The following is a 17,284-nucleotide window of genomic DNA, read 5'->3' as shown; positions in this document are numbered from 1 at the left end:
GTCACAGGATCAGGCTACGCAGTTCATCGGAAAGGGCTCCCGGCAGCTTGATGGCGGCCAGGTCGTTTGCAGCTTGGGCATTCCAGGTTTCTTCATCCCACAACTGGAACTTGTTCAGGTGGCCGACCAGCATCGCGTGCTTGTCCAGCTTGACGTGGTCACGCAGGCGCGGCGGGATCAGGATGCGGGCACTGCCGTCCATTTCGAGATCTACCGCGTTCCCCACCAGCAGGCGCTGCAGGATCCGGTTCTTCTCATCCAGGGAGGCCAGCACGCTGAGCTTTTCCTCGATCCGCTCCCACTCGACCAGGGGATAGATGTTCAGGCAGGGGTCATTGATGTCGATGGTCACGATGAGCTGGCCTGCGCAACGCGAAACGAGCTCGTCACGATACCGACTCGGCATCGCGAGGCGCCCTTTGGCGTCGAGACTGATGGCGTTAGCTCCGCGAAACACGGCTGCGCTTCCCCTGTAATTAGCTTTCCTTGCCCATAAAAACCCACTTCATGCCACTTTTCACCACTTGCGCACACTATAGAAACGCCTACGCCCCACCGTCAAGGCGGCACGAAAGGGAAAAATCCTTACAGGACGGAGATTTAGCGAACAAAAGCGAGGGGAAAAGGGATGCCGGGGCCGGCTTAGGACAGGCAAATTCCAGCCATTCCAGCGAGCTGAAAATCGAACTTAAAGTAATTTATTAAGAGTAAGAATTTTTCGGTATCAGAACAGCGAGGGATAGAAGCGCGAAACAAGAAGGGAGAGAAGAGGAGAGTCGATCTGTAAGCCGGGTTCTGTCGAGGACAGCCATTCCTCTACGACGTACATCACTGCACGCCTTTAGCAACCTACCCGGTTCCAGCGCGGGCCACGCCGATGGAACCCTATTTGGTCTTGCTCCGAGTGGGGTTTACCTAGCCACGGACTGTTGCCAGCCGTGCGGTGCGCTCTTACCGCACCTTTTCACCCTTACCGGCGCCGAAACGCTTAGGCGGTTATTTTCTGTGGCACTTTCCGTAGGCTCACGCCTCCCAGGCGTTACCTGGCACTCTGCCCTATGGAGCCCGGACTTTCCTCCCCCTTCTTGCGAAGGCAGCGACTGTCCGATCGACTCTCCGCCGGCAAGGGTAACAAAGCGGCAAGCGCCAAGCTACAAGCTGCAAGAAAAAGCAGCTGCGACCATTGGCGTAGGAGCGGCATCAGCCGCGAATGGGCCACCATCGCTCCTGCCCTATTCGCGGCTAAAGCCGCTCCTACAGCTGGCGCTCCAGCGCCACCTGATACAGCAGGTTCTTGCGCACGCCGGTGATCTGCGCCGCCAGCGCTGCCGCCCGCTTGAGGGGCATTTCCGCCATCAGCAGATCGAGCACGCGCAGCGCTTCGGCGCTGACCGCCTCCTCGCCTTCCGGCGCCTGCCAGCCCGCCACCAGCACCACGCACTCGCCACGCTGCTGATTACTGTCTGCGCCCACCCACTCGCACAGCTCGGCCAGCGGCAGCCCCTGCAGAGTCTCGAAGGTCTTGGTCAGCTCACGCGCCAGCAATGCCGGGCGCTCGGCGCCGAATACGTCGCGCATATCCTGCAGGCACTCGAGAATACGGTGCGGCGCCTCATAGAAGATCAGCGTGCGCGGCTCCTCGCGCACCTGCTCCAGGCGCGCCCGGCGACCCGCCGCCTTGGCTGGCAGGAAACCCTCGAAGATGAAGCGATCGGATGGCAGACCAGCGGCCGACAGCGCCGCGATCAGCGCGCAGGCACCCGGCACCGGCACCACTGCGAAGCCGGCGGCACGCGCCTGGCGCACCAGGTGATAGCCCGGATCGGAAATCAGCGGCGTACCGGCATCGGAAATCAGCGCCACATCTTCCCCTGCCTGCAACCGCGCCAGAAAGCGGCCGCCCTGGTCGCGCTCGTTGTGCTCATGGCAGGCAGCCAACGGCGTTGCGATGCCGAAGTGCTGCAGCAGGCGCGCCGAATGCCGAGTGTCCTCCGCGGCGATCAGCGCCACCTCGCGCAGAATCCGCAAGGCCCGCGCACTGATGTCGTCCAGGTTGCCGATCGGCGTGGCGACCACATAAAGGCTGCCGGGCTGGACGCTTGCGACTGCGGGCTGACTCACTGGAAACACCTCGTTAATTGAATGAGCGCTCATTCTAGCCGGTTCCGCCCCTGCGGCATCGCACCGATCTCGGGGCTTGGGTACAATCGCCGCTTGATCTGCTCAAGTATCAGGATGACCCGATGATCGCTAGCCTGCGTCCTCTTTCCGCTCTTTTCCTGGCAGGCTTGCTCGCCGCCTGCGCCAGCTCGCCCTCCAACGACCTGGGCCAGCTACCGCGTACGCCACAAGCGAGCATCGAGCAGATGCTCCAGCAAGCCGCCGAGAGTAAACCGGAACAGGCCGCCCTACTGCGCCTGTCGGCAGCCGACCAGAGCTACCAGCAACATGACGTGGCGCGTGCCACACGCATTCTCGAGCAGCTCGATATCACCAGCCTGCAGCCCGCGCAGCAGATCTTCGCCAGTACCCTGAAGGCGGAGCTGGCCATGGCCCGCCAGCAACCGCAAAGCGCGCTGAAAGCGCTGCAGCATCCCAGCCTGGAGCGCCTGGGCGAATTGCCGGTCGAGCAACAGATTCGCACCCAGCTGGTTCGCGCACGCGCCCTGGAAGCCGACGGCCAGACTCTGGCCGCCGCCCGCGAACGCGTGTTCATCGCCCCACTGCTGAGTGGCCAGGCCGCCCATGACAACCACGAGAATATCTGGGCACTGGTGTCCGCTCTGCCAGCGCAAACCTCTGCCGGCGCCGACAGTGACCTGGCCGGCTGGCTGGAGCTGGCTCAGCTGACCAAGAGCAGCGCCACGCTCGAGCAGCAGCAAGCCGCCATCGACCAGTGGGTCGCGCAGAACCCGCAGCACCCGGCTGCCGAGCAACTGCCCGAAGCACTGGGCAAGCTGCGCGAACTGGCCAGCCAGCCGCTGACCCGCATCGCCCTGCTGCTGCCACAGGAAGGTCAGCTTGCCAGTGTTGCCCGGGCACTGCGCGACGGTTTCCTCGCCGCCCATTACGAAGCCCAGCAGGCCGGACAGAACCCGCCTGACATCAAGCTCTATGACAGTTCGCGCATCGGCTCGCTGGACGCCTTCTACCAGCAAGCGCAGGCCGACGGCGTGCAACTGGTGGTCGGCCCACTGGAAAAACCACTGGTCAAGCAACTCAGCGATCGCGAGCAACTGCCCATCACCACCCTCGCCCTGAACTACAGCGATGCCGGCCAGGAAGGCCCCGCACAGTTGTTCCAGTTCGGCCTGGCGGCCGAGGACGAGGCCCGCGAGGTGGCGCGCCGCGCCTGGAATGACGGAATGCGCCGCGCCGTCGCCCTGGTGCCGCGTGGTGATTGGGGTGATCGTGTGCTGGATGCCTTCCGCCAGAGCTGGCAAGCCCAGGGCGGCACCCTGATCGCCGCCGAGCACGTCGACCAGCCCGTGGAACTGGCCCGCCAGATCGCCGACCTGTTCCAGCTGCGTGAGAGCGAGGCCCGTGCACGCCGCCTGCAAAACACCCTGGGCACCAGCCTGGACGCGCAACCGGCGCGCCGCCAGGACATCGACTTCATTTTCCTGGCCGCCACACCGCAACAGGCGCAGCAGATCAAGCCGACCCTGGCCTTCCAGTACGCCGGCGACGTGCCGGTCTACGCCACCTCGCACCTGTTCACCGGCGCGCACAGCCAGGCTCAGTATCAGGACCTGGAAGGCATTCGTTTCTGCGAAACCCCCTGGCTGCTCGACACCCACGCACCGCTGCGCCAGGAAGTCATGAACCAGTGGCCGCAGGCCGGCGGCAGCCTGGGTCGCCTGTACGCCATGGGCGTCGACGCCTATCGCCTTGCACCGCGCCTGGGCCAGCTCAAGGCGCTGCCTGAGTCGCGCATCGACGGCCTGTCCGGCAGCCTCAGCCTCAATGCCACGCAGCGCATCGAACGCCAACTGCCCTGGGCCGAGTTCCGTGGCGGCCAGGTTCAGCGCCTTCCCGACAGCATCAATTGAGCGCACACAATGATCTGGGCCGAGCCTCCGAACAGGCGGCTCGTCAGCATCTGGAACGTAACGGCCTGCGCCTGATCGAACAGAACTGGAGCTGTCGGCGTGGCGAGCTCGATCTGGTCATGCTCGACGGCGATACAGTAGTATTCGTCGAAGTCCGCGCCCGCCGCCATAGCGCCTGGGGCGGCGCCCTGGAGAGCATCGATGCGCGCAAGCGTGGCAAGCTGGTCATCGCCGCAGAACTCTTCCTCCAGCAACACTCACGCTGGACCCGCTACCCCTGCCGCTTCGATGTGGTCGCCATCAGCACTGACGGCACCACTCGCCTCGACTGGATCAAGAACGCCTTCGACGCCTGACGGCCGCACATTCAAGGTTTAACCGATGGACATGCAATCCCGAATCCGCCAGCTCTTCCAAGCCAGCATCGACACCAAGCAACAGGCCATGGAAGTCCTGGCACCCTATATCGAGCACGCCAGCCTGGTGATGGTCCAGGCGCTGCTCAACGAGGGCAAGATTCTCTCCTGCGGCAACGGCGGCTCTGCCGGCGATGCCCAGCACTTTTCCTCCGAGCTGCTCAATCGCTTCGAGCGTGAGCGCCCGAGCCTGCCAGCCATCGCCCTGACCACCGACAGCTCGACCATCACCTCGATCGCCAACGACTACAGCTACAACGAGGTTTTTTCGAAACAGATCCGCGCGCTCGGCCAACCCGGCGACGTGCTGCTGGCAATTTCCACCAGCGGCAACTCAGCCAATGTCATCCAGGCCATTCAAGCTGCGCATGACCGCGAAATGATCGTCGTCGCCCTCACCGGCCGCGATGGCGGGGGCATGGCCTCGCTGCTGCTACCGGAAGACGTCGAGATCCGCGTTCCAGCAAAAGCCACCGCACGCATCCAGGAAGTCCACCTGCTGACCATCCACTGCTTGTGCGACCTGATCGACAGTCAATTGTTTGGGAGTGAAGAATGAAGCGTTCCGCCCTGATTCTGGCCGCCCTGGCCGTTACCCTGAGCCTGGCAGGCTGCGGTAGCCGCAGCATCGGCAACAAGATCGACGACCAGTTCCTCGGCCCGGAGGTCGCCTCGCGTATCAGCAACGCTCATGCCGACCTGTCCAGCCCGACCTCGCGCATCGTGGTCACCAGCTACAACGGCGTGATCCTGCTCGCCGGGCAAACTCCGCGTAACGAGCTCAAGGATCGCGCCGCGCAGACCGCTCGTGGCGTACAGGGCGTGAAGAAGGTCTACAACGAACTGCAGGTGCAGCAACCGGCATCCCTGCTGGCGCGCAGCAACGACTCGCTGCTGACCACCAAGATCAAGACCCAGATGCTGGCCGACAGTAATGTGCCGAGCGCACGCGTGAAGGTCGTCACCGAAAACGGCATCGTCTATATGCTCGGCCTGGTGACGCGCGAAGAAGCCAACGCCGCCACCCGCGTGGTACAGGGTGTGTCAGGCGTACAGCGGGTCGTGCGCCTGTTCGAATACACCAACTGAAGCCGTCTTAAACTGCGGAACAAGAACGGGCGCCCAAGGGCGCCCGTTTTCGTGTGCGGCAAAGATTGCTTCCCGTAGGAGCGAGCTCTGCTCGCGAAGCTTTTGCGTCGAGCGGATTCGCGAGCAGAGCTCGCTCCTACCCTAACGCTGTTCACTTAAGGTTGCATGCGTTTGGCTCCCCTCTCCCATTTATGGGAGAGGGGCTGGGGGAGAGGGCTGACAGCACCGCAAACTACTAGCTTTCCCCTCGCCGAACGCGGCCCGCCCTAACCCTCTCCCCAAAGGGGCGAGGGACTGATCGCGCTCGACCATTTTCTTATGTGAACAGCATTACGCTCCAACCCTATTTCACCACCTTGAGGCTGGGTCGGCCGCTGGGACGCGGTGGCTCGTCACCGGACGGACCGTCATCATCCGGCCCCGGTTCCTCCGGGCCGCCGGCAATCGACGGTTCCATATCGAAGACCATGCCCTGGCCGTTCTCCCGCGCATAGATCGCCAGGATCGCTGCAGCAGGGATATAGAGACTGTGCGCCACACCGCCGAAGCGCCCTTCGAAGCTCACCGCCTCATTGTCCATGTGCAGATGGCGCACGGCACTGGGCGAGGCATTGAGCACGATCTGGCCGTCACTGGCGAAGCCAGATGGCACCTGCACTCCAGGGTGCTCGGCATTGACCAGCAGGTGCGGCGTGCAATCGTTATCGACGATCCATTCGTACAGGGCGCGAACCAGGTAGGGACGACTGGAATTCATGACTTCCTCCTTCTCAGCGCATTGCGCGCTCGGCTGCGGAAAGACTGGCCTGAAAGGCCTCACGGGCGAACTGGCGCTCCATATAGTCGAGCAGCGGCTTGGCCGGACGCGGCAGCTCGATACCCAGCACCGGCAAACGCCAGAGAATGGGCAGTAGACAACAATCCACCAGACTCAGCTCCTCGCTGAGGAAGAATGCCTTGTCCGCGAACAGTGGCGATACACCTGTCAGGCTCTCGCGCAGCTCCTTGCGCGCCAGCTGGCGCTCAGCCTCCTTGCTGCGCTTGTCGAGAATACGGTCGACCAGCACGCACCAGTCACGCTGGATGCGATGCATCAGCAGACGGCTGTTGGCGCGTGCCACGGGATAGACCGGCAACAGCGGCGGATGCGGATAACGCTCGTCGAGATACTCCATCACCACGGACGCCTCGTACAGCGCCAGGTCACGGTCGACCAGGGTCGGCAAACTGCCATAGGGATTGACTTCGGCAAGCTTGGGCGGACAGCGGCCCTGCTCGACATCGATGATCTCGACGCTGACACCTTTCTCGGCGAGCACCAGACGCACGCGATGGGAATAGTGATCGGCGGGGTCGGAGTAGCAGGTCAACCTGTTGGTCACCGCCATGGCGATCCTCCTCGCTTTTTGATTATTCAGAAACAGGAAAAATTGCCGGAGCAATTTTTCGTCGCAGACACGGCGCCCTAAGGCGGCCGTTAGAAATGGCAGGGCAGAAAAACCTGCGCGCCCCTCAGGGCGCGCAGGTCTCATGCAGCTCGAACGACTTAGTGAACGTCCTTCCAGTACTCACGCTTGAGCAGGTAGGCGAACACGAAGAAGAACGCCAGGTACAGCAGCACGTAGGTGCCGATGCGCTGGGATTTCAGCTTGACCGGGTTGGCCGAGTAGGCCAGGAAGGTCACCAGGTTCTTGATCTTCTCGTCGAACTCCGCCTCGCTCAGCTTGCCGGTGTTCGGCTCGATGGTGAGCTGATCGCAGGCCTCGTGAGTGATCGGCGCACCGGTCAGCGGGTCGAATTGCTTCTTGCCGTCGGTGACGACCTGAACCTGCTTGCAACCGATGACCTGATTGCCCTGCAGGCCGACCAGCACGTTGGGCATACCGACGTTCGGGAACACCTTGTTGTTGGAGCCCAGGGGACGGGTCGGGTCGGCGTAGAAAGTACGCAGGTAGGTGTACAGCCAGTCGTTGCCACGCACACGAGCGACCAGGGTCAGATCGGGCGGCGCTGCGCCGAACCAGGCCTTGGCATCGTCCGGCTTCATGCCGATCTTCATGTGGTCGCCGATCTTGGCGTCGTTGAACACCAAGTTGTCCAGCATGATTTCATGCGGGATGCCGAGGTCATCGGCAACGCGCTCGTAACGCTGGTACTGGGCCGAGTGGCAGCCCATGCAGTAGTTGGCGAAGGTACGTGCGCCGTCCTGCATGGCAGCCTTGTCGGTCAGGTCGATGTCGACCTTGTCCAATTGCACATCATGACCACCGGCGGCGAAGCTGAGGGCCGGCAGCGCAGCGAAAACAAATGCAGCAAAGAGCTTTTTCATCAGCCAGTCACCCTTTCCGGAACCGGTTTGGTCTTCTCCATCCTGGTGTAGAACGGCATCAGGATGAAGTACGCGAAGTACAGGAAGGTGCACACCTGCGACAGCAGGGTACGACCCGGGGTCGGCGCCAGCACACCCAGCACGCCCAGGATGACGAAGGAGATGCAGAACACCACCAGCCAGATCTTGCTCAGCCAACCCTTGTAGCGCATCGACTTGACCGGGCTGCGGTCGAGCCAAGGCAGCACGAACAGCACGGCGATGGCAGCACCCATGGCGATGACGCCGAGCAGCTTGTCCGGTACCGCACGCAGAATCGCGTAGAACGGAGTGAAGTACCAAACCGGCGCGATGTGCTCAGGGGTCTTGAACGGGTTGGCCGCTTCGAAGTTCGGCTTCTCGAGGAAGTAACCGCCCATTTCCGGGAAGAAGAACACCACGAAGCAGAACACGAACAGGAAGACCACTACGCCGACGATGTCCTTCACGGTGTAGTACGGGTGGAACGCGATACCGTCCAGCGGCACGCCGTTCTCGTCTTTGAACTTCTTGATGTCGACGCCGTCCGGGTTGTTCGAGCCGACTTCGTGCAACGCCAGGATGTGCAGCACGACCAGGCCGAGCAGAACGATCGGCAGCGCGATCACGTGCAGGGCGAAGAAGCGGTTCAGGGTGATGCCGGAGATCAGGTAGTCACCACGGATCCACTGGGTCAGGTCGTCACCGATGACAGGGATGGCACCGAACAGCGAGATGATCACCTGGGCGCCCCAGTAGGACATCTGGCCCCACGGCAGCAGGTAGCCCATGAAGGCCTCGGCCATCAGCACCAGATAGATCAGCATGCCGAAGATCCACACCAGCTCGCGCGGCTTCTGATAGGAACCGTAGAGCAGACCGCGGAACATGTGCAGGTAGACCACCACGAAGAACGCCGAAGCGCCGGTGGAGTGCAGATAGCGCAGGATCCAGCCGTACTCGACGTCACGCATGATGTATTCGACGGAGGCGAAAGCGCCTTCGGCCGAAGGTTCGAAGCTCATGGTCAGCCAGATACCGGTAACGATCTGGTTGACCAGCACCAGCAGTGCCAGCGAGCCGAAGAAGTAGAAGAAGTTGAAGTTCTTCGGGGCGTAGTACTTGGAGAGATGATCTTCCCACATCTTGGTGGCGGGGAAGCGCGCATCCACCCATTCCATGAATTTGCTCATCACGCGTTCTCCTGGTCCACACCGATGATGATCACATCATCCGTCTCGTAGGTGTGCGGCGGCACTGGCAGATTCAGCGGCGCAGGCTGGGCCTTATACACGCGACCGGCGAGGTCGTAGCGCGAACCATGGCAGGGGCAGAAATAGCCGCCAACCCAGTCCGGCCCCAGGTCAGCCGGGGCGACTTCCGGGCGGAAGGACGGCGCACAGCCAAGGTGGGTGCAAAGACCTACCAGCACCAGCAGTTCCGGCTTGATCGAGCGGGTTTTCTTATCCACGTACTCAGGCTGCACGGAAGCAGCCGACTCGGGATCCGCAACGCTACCTTCGATCTTGGTCAGGTTGGCCAGAATCTCCTCGGTACGGCGCACGATGAACACCGGCTGACCGCGCCATTCAGCAACCATCTGCTGACCTGCTTCGATCTTGCCGACGTTCACCTTCACCGGTGCACCGGCCGCCTTGGCCTTGGCACTGGGGAACCATGACCCCACGAACGGAGTCGCAGCACCTACCGCCCCTGCTGCACCCACCACGGAGGTGGCTGCAACCAGGAAGCGACGCCGGCCTGCATTCACGCCGTCATTGCTCATTCAGTCGTCTCCCATCAGCTTTGTGGCCTGTTGTTCAGGCCTCTACTAAGTAAAAATCGGGCCGCGCAAAAAATTCGCCAAATGGTAAAGAAAAGCCCCTTTTCTGACAAGGTAATTACCCCCGAAGAGACTGGCGAAAGCCTTGGCGCGTGCGGCTTGCGCGTATGCGGCACGTTGTCGCAGCAATTTTCCAGGCCCATAAAAAACGCCCAGCTCCGTAAGGAAACTGGGCGCTTTTGGAAGCGTAGACGCGATTAACGCTTCGAGTACTGCGGACGCTTACGCGCCTTGCGCAGACCGACTTTCTTACGCTCGACTTCACGGGCGTCACGAGTGACGTAACCGGCTTTACGCAGCGGGCTGCGCAGGGTCTCGTCGTACTCGATCAGAGCGCGGGTGATGCCGTGACGGATGGCACCGGCCTGGCCGCTGACACCACCACCAGCAACGGTGACGAAGATGTCGAACTTCTCGACGGTCTCGGTCAGCTCCAGCGGCTGACGCACGACCATGCGAGCGGTTTCGCGACCGAAGAAGGTATCCAGGTTGCGATTGTTGATCGAGATGTTACCAGTGCCCGGACGCAGGAAAACGCGCGCGGTTGCGGTCTTGCGACGGCCAGTGCCGTAGTTTTGAGTCGCCGACATAATGAACTATTCCGTTAAATCTTCAGTTCTTGGGGCTGCTGAGCGGTGTGCGGGTGAGCGGCACCCTTGTACACCTTCAGCTTACGGTACATGTCGCGACCCAGCGGGTTCTTCGGCAGCATGCCTTTGACCGCGGTCTCGATCACGCGCTCAGGAGCACGAGCGATCAGCTTCTCGAAGTTGATCTCTTTGATGCCGCCCGGGAAACCGGAGTGGGAGTAGTACTTCTTGTCGCTGGCTTTGGCACCAGTTACACGCACCTGCTCGGCATTGATCACGACGATGTAGTCGCCGGTATCAACGTGCGGGGTGTACTCAGGCTTGTGCTTGCCACGCAGACGGCTCGCGATTTCGGTGGCCAGACGACCCAGGGTCTGACCAGCAGCATCAACGACGAACCAATCGCGTTTTACTGTTTCCGGTTTAGCAGTAAAAGTTTTCATTCTTTATAGCCTCAGGGGCCGCCCAGCAAAAATAGACGGCGGATCTTACTGGATAGTGCGTACTTTGACAAGTCAAAGGCAGCCGCATACGGACGCTATCGGGGGCTCGGGTCAGCGCGTCCACAATACGGCAAGATTCTTCGGCAGGCGGCGCATCACTTCCACCGCAGAAAGAGGTGCCGGATTATCCGGATTGCGAAAAAAATTTCAACCTGCTTGTATGACTCTTTTAGCCAAGGAGCACTTCATGGAATACCGCAAGCTAGGCCGAACCGATCTCGATGTCAGCGCCCTGTGCCTGGGCACGATGACCTGGGGCGAGCAGAACAGCGAGAGCGAAGGCCATGCCCAGATCGAGCGGGCCAAGGCCAGCGGCATCAATTTCATCGATACCGCCGAGATGTATCCGGTGCCGCCGCGCGCTGAAACCTACCGCAAGACCGAGCAGATCATCGGCAGCTATTTCAAGCGCCACGGCGATCGCGCCGACTGGATTCTGGCCAGCAAGATCGCCGGCCCCGGCAACGGCATCAGCCACATCCGCGATGGCCAGCTCAAATTCAACCGCCAGCACATCGTCGCCGCGCTGGATGCCAGCCTCGAGCGCCTGCAGACCGACTGGATCGACCTGTATCAGTTGCACTGGCCTGAGCGCCCGACCAACTTCTTCGGTCAGCTCGACTACAAACACAAGGACGTTGATTTCACGCCGCTGGAAGAAACGCTCGAAGTGCTCGACGAGCAGGTCAAGGCCGGCAAGATTCGCCACATCGGCCTGTCCAACGAAACACCCTGGGGCACCATGAAATTCCTGCAACTGGCCGAGAGCCGCGGCTGGCCGCGCGCTGTATCGATCCAGAACCCCTACAACCTGCTCAACCGCAGCTTCGAGGTCGGCCTGGCCGAGGTGGCGATTCGCGAGCAGTGCGGCCTGCTGGCCTATTCACCGCTGGCGTTCGGCATGCTCAGCGGCAAGTACGAAGGCGGCGAGAAACCGGCCGGCGCGCGCCTGACCCTGTTCGAACGTTTCCAGCGCTACAACAACGCACAGAGCATCGCAGCCACCTCCCGCTACGTGACCCTGGCCCGCGAGCATGGCCTGGACCCGGCGCAGATGGCCCTGGCTTTCGTTACCGCGCAGCCGTTCGTAACCAGCAACATCATCGGTGCCACCAGCCTGGAGCAGTTGGACAGCAACATCGCCAGCGCCGGGTTGAAACTCTCCGAAGAGGTGCTTGCCGGTATCGAGGCGATTCACAAGGCGCAGCCCAACCCCGCGCCCTAAAAAAGAGAGGGCTGATCGTTCCTGGCATCGCGTCGCGAGGCCAGGCGATCGGCCAGTCGGGTCGGTTCGGGCAGGCGGTGACGCCTGACGCAGGCCATGACCAGCTCCGGCGCTCGCTCGAGACTGACCCGATTGCCCGGAGAGACGATCAGCGGTCGCACACCATCCTTGCTGCGCAACACCCAGCCGATTCGCTCGCCTCTCCTGCTCAGCAGCTCGACGCGCGCACCACGCGCCTCATCCAGCTCGGCGTGATGTCCGGTGAGAATCTTCTTGGCCACACCAATGGTCGGCAAGCCGCTGACCACGCCCAGGTGCGCGGCGATGCCCAGACCGCGCGGATGGGCGATGCCGTGACCGTCGACGAAGACCAGATCCGGTTCGTGCGGCAGATCAACCAATGCTCGAAGCAAAGCGGGCAATTCGCGAAAGGACAGCAACCCCGGCACGTAGGGCATGCTGGTGGGAATGCGCGCCACGCACTCGGCCAGCGGTTCGAGAGTATCGGCGTCCAATAGCACTGCGGCAGCGCGAGTGATGGCGCCGCCCTCCTCGAAGCCGACATCCACACCCGCCAAGCGCCGCAGCGGCGGATAATCGTCCTCCAGCCGTACTTGCCGGGCCAGTTGCGTCTGCAATTCGCGGGCAGCCGTCGGGCTGCCGTCCCAATCCGCGAAGGGGGCGGCAGCCAGATCGCTCAATCGGGTCATGAGGCTCTCCAGGCATTTCTACCTTGGAGCCGCGGGGCGACGCCTGAGTTCGCCCCGTGAACCACTACCCCATTACACCAACGAGCGGGAAATGATCTCCTTCATGATCTCGTTGGTACCGGCATAGATGCGCTGCACGCGCGCATCAGCCCAGGCACGCGCAATCGGATACTCCCACATGAAGCCGTAGCCGCCGTGCAGTTGCACGCACTCATCGAGTACCTTGCACTGCAGGTCAGTGGTCCAGTACTTGAGCATCGCCGCAGTCGGCACATCGAGCTTGCCATCAAGGTGCAGCTCCAAACAGCGGTCGATGAACACCCGGCCGACCTGAATTTCGGTCGCCATCTCGGCAAGCTTGAAGCGAGTATTCTGGAAATCCGCCACGGCCTTGCCGAATGCCTTGCGCTCGCGGGTGTACTCCAGCGTCCACTTGAGCGCCGCCTCGGCCGAAGCCAGCGCGCCGATGCCGACGGTCAGACGCTCCTGCGGCAATTCCTGCATCAGGTAGGCGAAGCCCATGCCCGGCTGACCCAGCAGGTTTTCCTTGGGCACGCGTACATCCTGGAAGAACAGCTCGGAGGTGTCCTGCGCTTTCATGCCGACTTTTTCCAGGCGCTTGCCCTTGGAGAAGCCCGGCGTATTGGCCTCCACCAGGAACAGGCTGGTGCCCTTGGCGCCGGCCTTGGGGTCGGTCTTGGCCACGACGATGACCAGATCCGCCAGCCAGCCATTGGTGATGAAGGTCTTCGAGCCATTGATGACGTACTCGTCGCCATCGAGCACAGCGGTGGTCTTCACACCCTGCAAGTCGGAGCCGGCGCCCGGCTCGGTCATGGCGATGGCGGTGACCATCTCGCCGCTCACCAGCTTGGGCAGGTAGCGCTGCTTCAGCGCCTCGCTGCCGTAATGCAGGATGTACGGCGCGACGATGTCCGAGTGCAGCGAGAAGCCGATACCGGTCAGCCCCAGACGACCGATCTCCTCGATCACCACGGTGCTGTAGAGGAAGTCGGCCGCCATGCCGCCGTACTCTTCGGGGATATGCGAGCAGAGCATGCCGGCCTCACCCGCCTTGTTCCACAGCGCCCGATCGATATGGCCGTCCTTCTCCCATTGATGATGATGAGGCACCGCTTCCTGCTCGAGAAACTTGCGCACGCTGTCTCGGAACAGTTCATGGTCGGAGCTGAATAGGGTTCTGGGAATCATAGCGCTACCTGTAGTCATCGAGGAATCAGCGCTCGACTTTAGCCAAGCAAACGCTTGCTTACACTGGACACAAGCGCCAAAAAATAAGACGATCCAGCCACCCAGTGACCACTTAGCCTTTATAAAAACAACATATGGTTAATCATCAGTCAGGCGCCTTACGGCGCGTCAGCATTCTCGCCACCGACGGCGTGTTCGCCTCTACGGTGATGCAAGCCAAGGACTTTTTCCACATGGCTGGCGTTCGCTACGCCAAGCAGCAAGGTCTTGACCTTAAGCCGCCTTTCGAAATCCACTTGGTCAGCCCCGACGGCCAGCCGGTGAACAGCTTCAGCAATGTACGCGTTCCGGTCGATAGCGGCCTGGACGCCTGCGATGTGATCATCCTGCCGGCCTTCTGGGACGACTTCGATGCGCTCAGCCGTCGTTACCCGCAGGTGCTGGACTGGCTCAAGCGTCAGCATGCCAGCGGTACGGCGATCTGCGGAGAAGCCAGCGGCGTATTCTGGATGGCCGAAGCTGGCCTGCTCGACGGCAAGGAGGCCACTACCTACTGGCGCTTCTTCCGCGAGTTCGCCGAGCGCTTCCCCAAGGTCCTGCTCAACCAGGACAAGCATCTGTCGGATGCCGACAACCTGTATTGCGCCGGCGGCGTCACCTCGGCCTGCGATCTGTATATCTACCTGATCGAACGTTACTGCGGCGCTGGCGTCGCCCAGGGTGTGGCACGTGACATTCTCTACGAGGTGCAACGCAGTTATACGCCGGGGCGCATCGGCTTCGGCGGGCAGAAACTGCATCAGGACGTCACCGTACTGCAGATCCAGCATTGGCTGGAGGAGCACTACGCCGACAAATTCCGTTTCGAGGACGTAGCCCGCGAGCACGGCATGAGCATTCGCAACTTCATGCGTCGCTTCCAGGGCGCCACCGGCGACAAACCGCTGCACTACCTGCAGCGCCTGCGCATCGAAACCGCCAAGAGCCTGCTCTCCTCCACACGCAAGAGCATCAAGACCATCAGCTACGAAGTCGGTTACGACGACGCCAGCTTCTTTGCACGCCTGTTCCGCCAGCACACCGACCTGTCGCCGAACCAGTACCGCCGGCAATTTCAGCAGAAGGAAAAACAGGAGTAAGCGTCGCCCTGCCCGTCGAGTTCGCCAGCTATCTGACGTAGGTGTAAGGCGACAGCAAAGACAACTCGCGGCAACGAGCAAGGCGGCCACTGCCATGGATAAGCGGGAAATGGCTTATGCGCAAATCTGCTGGCTTAGCCTCAGCAGAAGCTAGCGAGAAACCGAAGGCCGTAAGGCACGCCCGCAGGCGTAACGCTGTTCACGTAAGCGGCCGAACGCGATCAGTCCCTCACCTCTTCGGGAAAAGGGTTGGGACGGAGGAACTGACAGCCTTGCTGTATTTCAGCCCTCTCCCCCAACCCCTCCCCCAAGTGGGCGAGGGGAGACAGGCACATGCAGCCTTGGCGAACAGCGTTGACTTGAGCGCTATTTATCGTGGCTCGTCAGTTTCTCAGGGGCGGTGTGGGCGCGAGAGGAACTCGTGCGATTGCATTTCCAGCAGACGGCTCAGCGTACGCTGGAACTCGAAGCTCAGGCGGCCGCCGGTGTAGAGATCCTTGAGCTCCACCTCGGCAGAGATGATCAGCTTGACGTTGCGGTCGTAGAACTCATCTACCAGATTGATAAAGCGCCGTGCCATGTCGTCCTTGGCCACGCCCATCTGCTCGACGTTGGCCAGGATCACCGCGTGGAAGATCTTGCCCAGCTCGATGTAGTCGTTCTGGCTGCGCGGGCCGTCGCAGAGTTCGCGGAACTCGAACCAGGCCACGTCCTCGCACACACGTACGGCGTTTATCGCGCGGTTCTCGATCATCAGCGCCTCGTTCTCCACCATGTGCGTGCAGTCGGGCAGCAGGCTCTGGAAGCTCTTGCGCAGGCTCTCTTCCGCCGTCGGCCCGAGTGGGTAGTGGAACAGCTCGGCCTGCTCCAGTGCACGCAGGCGGTAGTCGACGCCGCTGTCGACGTTGACGATATCGGTATGCTCCTTGAGCAAAGCGATGGCTGGCAGGAAGCGCGCACGCTGCAGGCCATCCTTGTACAGGCCGTCCGGAACGATGTTGGAGGTGGCGACCAGCGACACACCGTTCTTGAACAGCTCTTCGAGCAGTGTGGCGAGGATCATCGCGTCGGTGATGTCGCTGACGAAGAACTCGTCGAAGCAGATCACCCGCGCCTCGTCGGCGAAACGCTTGCCAATGATGGTCAGCGGATTCTTCTCGCCCTTGAGGGTCTTCATTTCCTCGTGCACGCGCTTCATGAAACGGTGGAAGTGGGTGCGCATCTTCTGCTCGAACGGCAGCGCATCGAAGAAGGTGTCGACCAGATAGGTCTTGCCGCGTCCCACGCCGCCCCAGAAGTAAAGGCCCTTGACCGGCCCCTGCGGCTTCTTGCCGAACAGCTTGCCCATCAGCCCGGACTTGCCCTGGTCGCGCGCGATCAGATCGTCGTATAGACGCTGCAGATGGCGGACGGCATTTTCCTGGGCCGCATCATGGAAGAAGTCGGGCCGCTTGAGGTCGGCCTGATAACGCTCTAAGGGGGTCATGATTCGTTAGCCGGGCAAGTAAAAACGGGGGCGTCACTTTAGCGACGCCCCCGTTGATTGGCAATCGGTGCAAGCCAGGCACTCCCTCTCCCATTTATGGGAGAGGGTCGGGGAGAGGGCAGGCCGACGACGCGGTGCACCGGACAACCCTCTCCCCCAGCCCCTCTCCCGCAAGCGGGAGAGGGGAGCGATAGCCTACCTCACTCCTGCGGCGCAAGCGCCTCACGCAGGCGGGCGATGGCAGCTTCCACGGCCTGACCGTCGGCAAATTCGGGGCTGCCTGCCACGTTTTCACCGTCAATCCATACCGAGAACGCCAGACCATCGGCACGCACATCCAGCGCTTCGCCGGACTGCAGGCGCTTGTTGACCATACCGGCCGACTTGCCATCGGCGAAGGATTTCGACAACAGCAGTTGCTCGCCATCGACATCCAGCAGACGGAAGCGGAAGCTGCCGTCGTCATCGCGGAAGCTGACGAAGCGTGCGCTCTTGCTGGCTTTCTTCTTCTCGCCAGTAGCCACCTGCACCTGCTCACGGAACGAGCGCAAGCCCACCGCCTCGCGCAGTTCGCCGAGGAATGGTGTGGCGATCTTGCGCGCCTTGGCGGCGCCGGCGAGGAGAATGTCCTCCAAATCGGCCGGCTTGGCGATCAGCGCGTTGTAGCGCTCG

Annotated in this window: 18 protein-coding genes, 1 other RNA gene and 1 pseudogene; 6 read left to right on the top strand and 14 right to left on the bottom strand. The window is 61.8% G+C overall.

Features of this window, described 5'->3' with window-relative positions:
• Position 1: 1 nt before the first annotated feature.
• The 3 genes from mraZ to rsmI all read right to left on the bottom strand — a co-directional run bounded on the left by mraZ (position 2) and on the right by rsmI (position 2,154).
• Positions 2 to 457, bottom strand: a complete 456-nt coding sequence (gene mraZ / locus B3P22_RS08580) for a division/cell wall cluster transcriptional repressor MraZ (protein ID WP_296270657.1) — start codon at positions 455 to 457, stop codon at positions 2 to 4.
• A 311-nt stretch (positions 458 to 768) separates the two neighbouring features.
• Positions 769 to 1,116: RNase P RNA component class A (gene rnpB, locus B3P22_RS08575), an RNA gene on the bottom strand.
• A gap of 138 nt (positions 1,117 to 1,254) precedes the next feature.
• Entirely contained in the window at positions 1,255 to 2,154 is a 900-nt protein-coding gene (gene rsmI / locus B3P22_RS08570) for a 16S rRNA (cytidine(1402)-2'-O)-methyltransferase (RefSeq protein WP_197857493.1), read from the bottom strand.
• An 89-nt stretch (positions 2,155 to 2,243) separates the two neighbouring features.
• On the opposite strand from rsmI, the gene B3P22_RS08565 reads away from it, so the two are divergent.
• From B3P22_RS08565 to B3P22_RS08550, 4 genes are read left to right on the top strand one after another with little or no spacing between them, the layout of a single operon-like run.
• Positions 2,244 to 4,052, top strand: coding sequence for a penicillin-binding protein activator (locus tag B3P22_RS08565; RefSeq protein ID WP_296270656.1), 1,809 nt, complete (start codon positions 2,244 to 2,246; stop codon positions 4,050 to 4,052).
• Positions 4,049 to 4,408 (top strand): YraN family protein, encoded by a 360-nt coding sequence (locus B3P22_RS08560; RefSeq protein ID WP_296270655.1) that lies wholly within the window; start codon positions 4,049 to 4,051, stop codon positions 4,406 to 4,408. The genes B3P22_RS08565 and B3P22_RS08560 overlap by 4 nt, the downstream gene beginning before the upstream one ends.
• A gap of 25 nt (positions 4,409 to 4,433) precedes the next feature.
• Complete coding sequence (locus B3P22_RS08555; protein ID WP_197857497.1) at positions 4,434 to 5,027, top strand: phosphoheptose isomerase; 594 nt, start codon at positions 4,434 to 4,436, stop codon at positions 5,025 to 5,027.
• On the top strand, positions 5,024 to 5,557 hold the full coding sequence (locus tag B3P22_RS08550; protein ID WP_197857498.1) for a BON domain-containing protein: 534 nt from the start codon (positions 5,024 to 5,026) through the stop codon (positions 5,555 to 5,557). The genes B3P22_RS08555 and B3P22_RS08550 overlap by 4 nt, the downstream gene beginning before the upstream one ends.
• Before the next feature lie 343 nt (positions 5,558 to 5,900).
• Here the strand turns inward: B3P22_RS08550 and B3P22_RS08545 are convergent, their stop codons facing one another.
• The 7 genes from B3P22_RS08545 to rplM form a co-directional block, all read right to left on the bottom strand.
• Positions 5,901 to 6,314, bottom strand: a complete 414-nt coding sequence (locus B3P22_RS08545) for a ClpXP protease specificity-enhancing factor (protein ID WP_197857499.1) — start codon at positions 6,312 to 6,314, stop codon at positions 5,901 to 5,903.
• Positions 6,315 to 6,327: 13 nt separating this feature from the next.
• Positions 6,328 to 6,945 carry a glutathione S-transferase N-terminal domain-containing protein gene (locus B3P22_RS08540; protein ID WP_013714134.1) on the bottom strand — a complete coding sequence of 206 codons (618 nt, stop codon included), beginning with the start codon at positions 6,943 to 6,945 and terminating at the stop codon, positions 6,328 to 6,330.
• A gap of 158 nt (positions 6,946 to 7,103) precedes the next feature.
• Entirely contained in the window at positions 7,104 to 7,886 is a 783-nt protein-coding gene (locus B3P22_RS08535; RefSeq protein ID WP_161864972.1) for a cytochrome c1, read from the bottom strand.
• Positions 7,886 to 9,097, bottom strand: a complete 1,212-nt coding sequence (locus B3P22_RS08530; protein WP_143506930.1) for a cytochrome b — start codon at positions 9,095 to 9,097, stop codon at positions 7,886 to 7,888. Before B3P22_RS08530 ends, B3P22_RS08535 begins: the two co-directional genes overlap by 1 nt.
• Positions 9,097 to 9,690: a ubiquinol-cytochrome c reductase iron-sulfur subunit gene (gene petA / locus B3P22_RS08525; protein ID WP_197857500.1), complete on the bottom strand. Its 594-nt coding sequence runs from the start codon at positions 9,688 to 9,690 to the stop codon at positions 9,097 to 9,099. Before petA ends, B3P22_RS08530 begins: the two co-directional genes overlap by 1 nt.
• A 254-nt stretch (positions 9,691 to 9,944) precedes the next feature.
• Positions 9,945 to 10,337 (bottom strand): 30S ribosomal protein S9, encoded by a 393-nt coding sequence (rpsI, locus tag B3P22_RS08520; protein ID WP_161864970.1) that lies wholly within the window; start codon positions 10,335 to 10,337, stop codon positions 9,945 to 9,947.
• Positions 10,338 to 10,351: 14 nt separating this feature from the next.
• Positions 10,352 to 10,780: a 50S ribosomal protein L13 gene (gene rplM, locus B3P22_RS08515; protein ID WP_003242947.1), complete on the bottom strand. Its 429-nt coding sequence runs from the start codon at positions 10,778 to 10,780 to the stop codon at positions 10,352 to 10,354.
• Positions 10,781 to 11,027: 247 nt separating this feature from the next.
• Between rplM and B3P22_RS08510 the strand changes: the two genes are divergently transcribed.
• Positions 11,028 to 12,065: an NADP(H)-dependent aldo-keto reductase gene (locus tag B3P22_RS08510; RefSeq protein ID WP_296270654.1), complete on the top strand. Its 1,038-nt coding sequence runs from the start codon at positions 11,028 to 11,030 to the stop codon at positions 12,063 to 12,065.
• On the opposite strand, the gene nfi is transcribed toward B3P22_RS08510, so the two are convergent.
• Both nfi and B3P22_RS08500 read right to left on the bottom strand, forming a co-directional pair.
• Positions 12,062 to 12,775: a deoxyribonuclease V gene (nfi, locus tag B3P22_RS08505; RefSeq protein WP_275547038.1), complete on the bottom strand. Its 714-nt coding sequence runs from the start codon at positions 12,773 to 12,775 to the stop codon at positions 12,062 to 12,064. The two genes, B3P22_RS08510 and nfi, sit on opposite strands and share 4 nt — an antisense overlap.
• Before the next feature lie 72 nt (positions 12,776 to 12,847).
• Positions 12,848 to 13,987 (bottom strand): acyl-CoA dehydrogenase family protein, encoded by a 1,140-nt coding sequence (locus B3P22_RS08500; RefSeq protein WP_419096424.1) that lies wholly within the window; start codon positions 13,985 to 13,987, stop codon positions 12,848 to 12,850.
• A gap of 233 nt (positions 13,988 to 14,220) precedes the next feature.
• Here B3P22_RS08500 and B3P22_RS08495 point away from each other — a divergent pair, with 233 nt between their 5' ends.
• Positions 14,221 to 15,126 (top strand): GlxA family transcriptional regulator, encoded by a 906-nt coding sequence (locus B3P22_RS08495; RefSeq protein WP_197857510.1) that lies wholly within the window; start codon positions 14,221 to 14,223, stop codon positions 15,124 to 15,126.
• A 391-nt stretch (positions 15,127 to 15,517) separates the two neighbouring features.
• Here the strand turns inward: B3P22_RS08495 and zapE are convergent, their stop codons facing one another.
• Both zapE and B3P22_RS08485 read right to left on the bottom strand, forming a co-directional pair.
• Entirely contained in the window at positions 15,518 to 16,612 is a 1,095-nt protein-coding gene (zapE, locus tag B3P22_RS08490) for a cell division protein ZapE (protein ID WP_275547036.1), read from the bottom strand.
• A gap of 200 nt (positions 16,613 to 16,812) precedes the next feature.
• Positions 16,813 to 17,284 (bottom strand): annotated as a pseudogene (locus tag B3P22_RS08485) (tryptophan--tRNA ligase); the annotation flags it as partial.

Origin of the sequence: Pseudomonas sp. UBA6323 (genome assembly GCF_002439135.1) — a bacterium.
In the GTDB taxonomy this organism is placed as follows: domain Bacteria; phylum Pseudomonadota; class Gammaproteobacteria; order Pseudomonadales; family Pseudomonadaceae; genus Aquipseudomonas.
The sequence above is the reverse complement of the archived record's forward strand: the minus strand, read 5'-3'. Positions and strand labels throughout refer to the sequence as shown.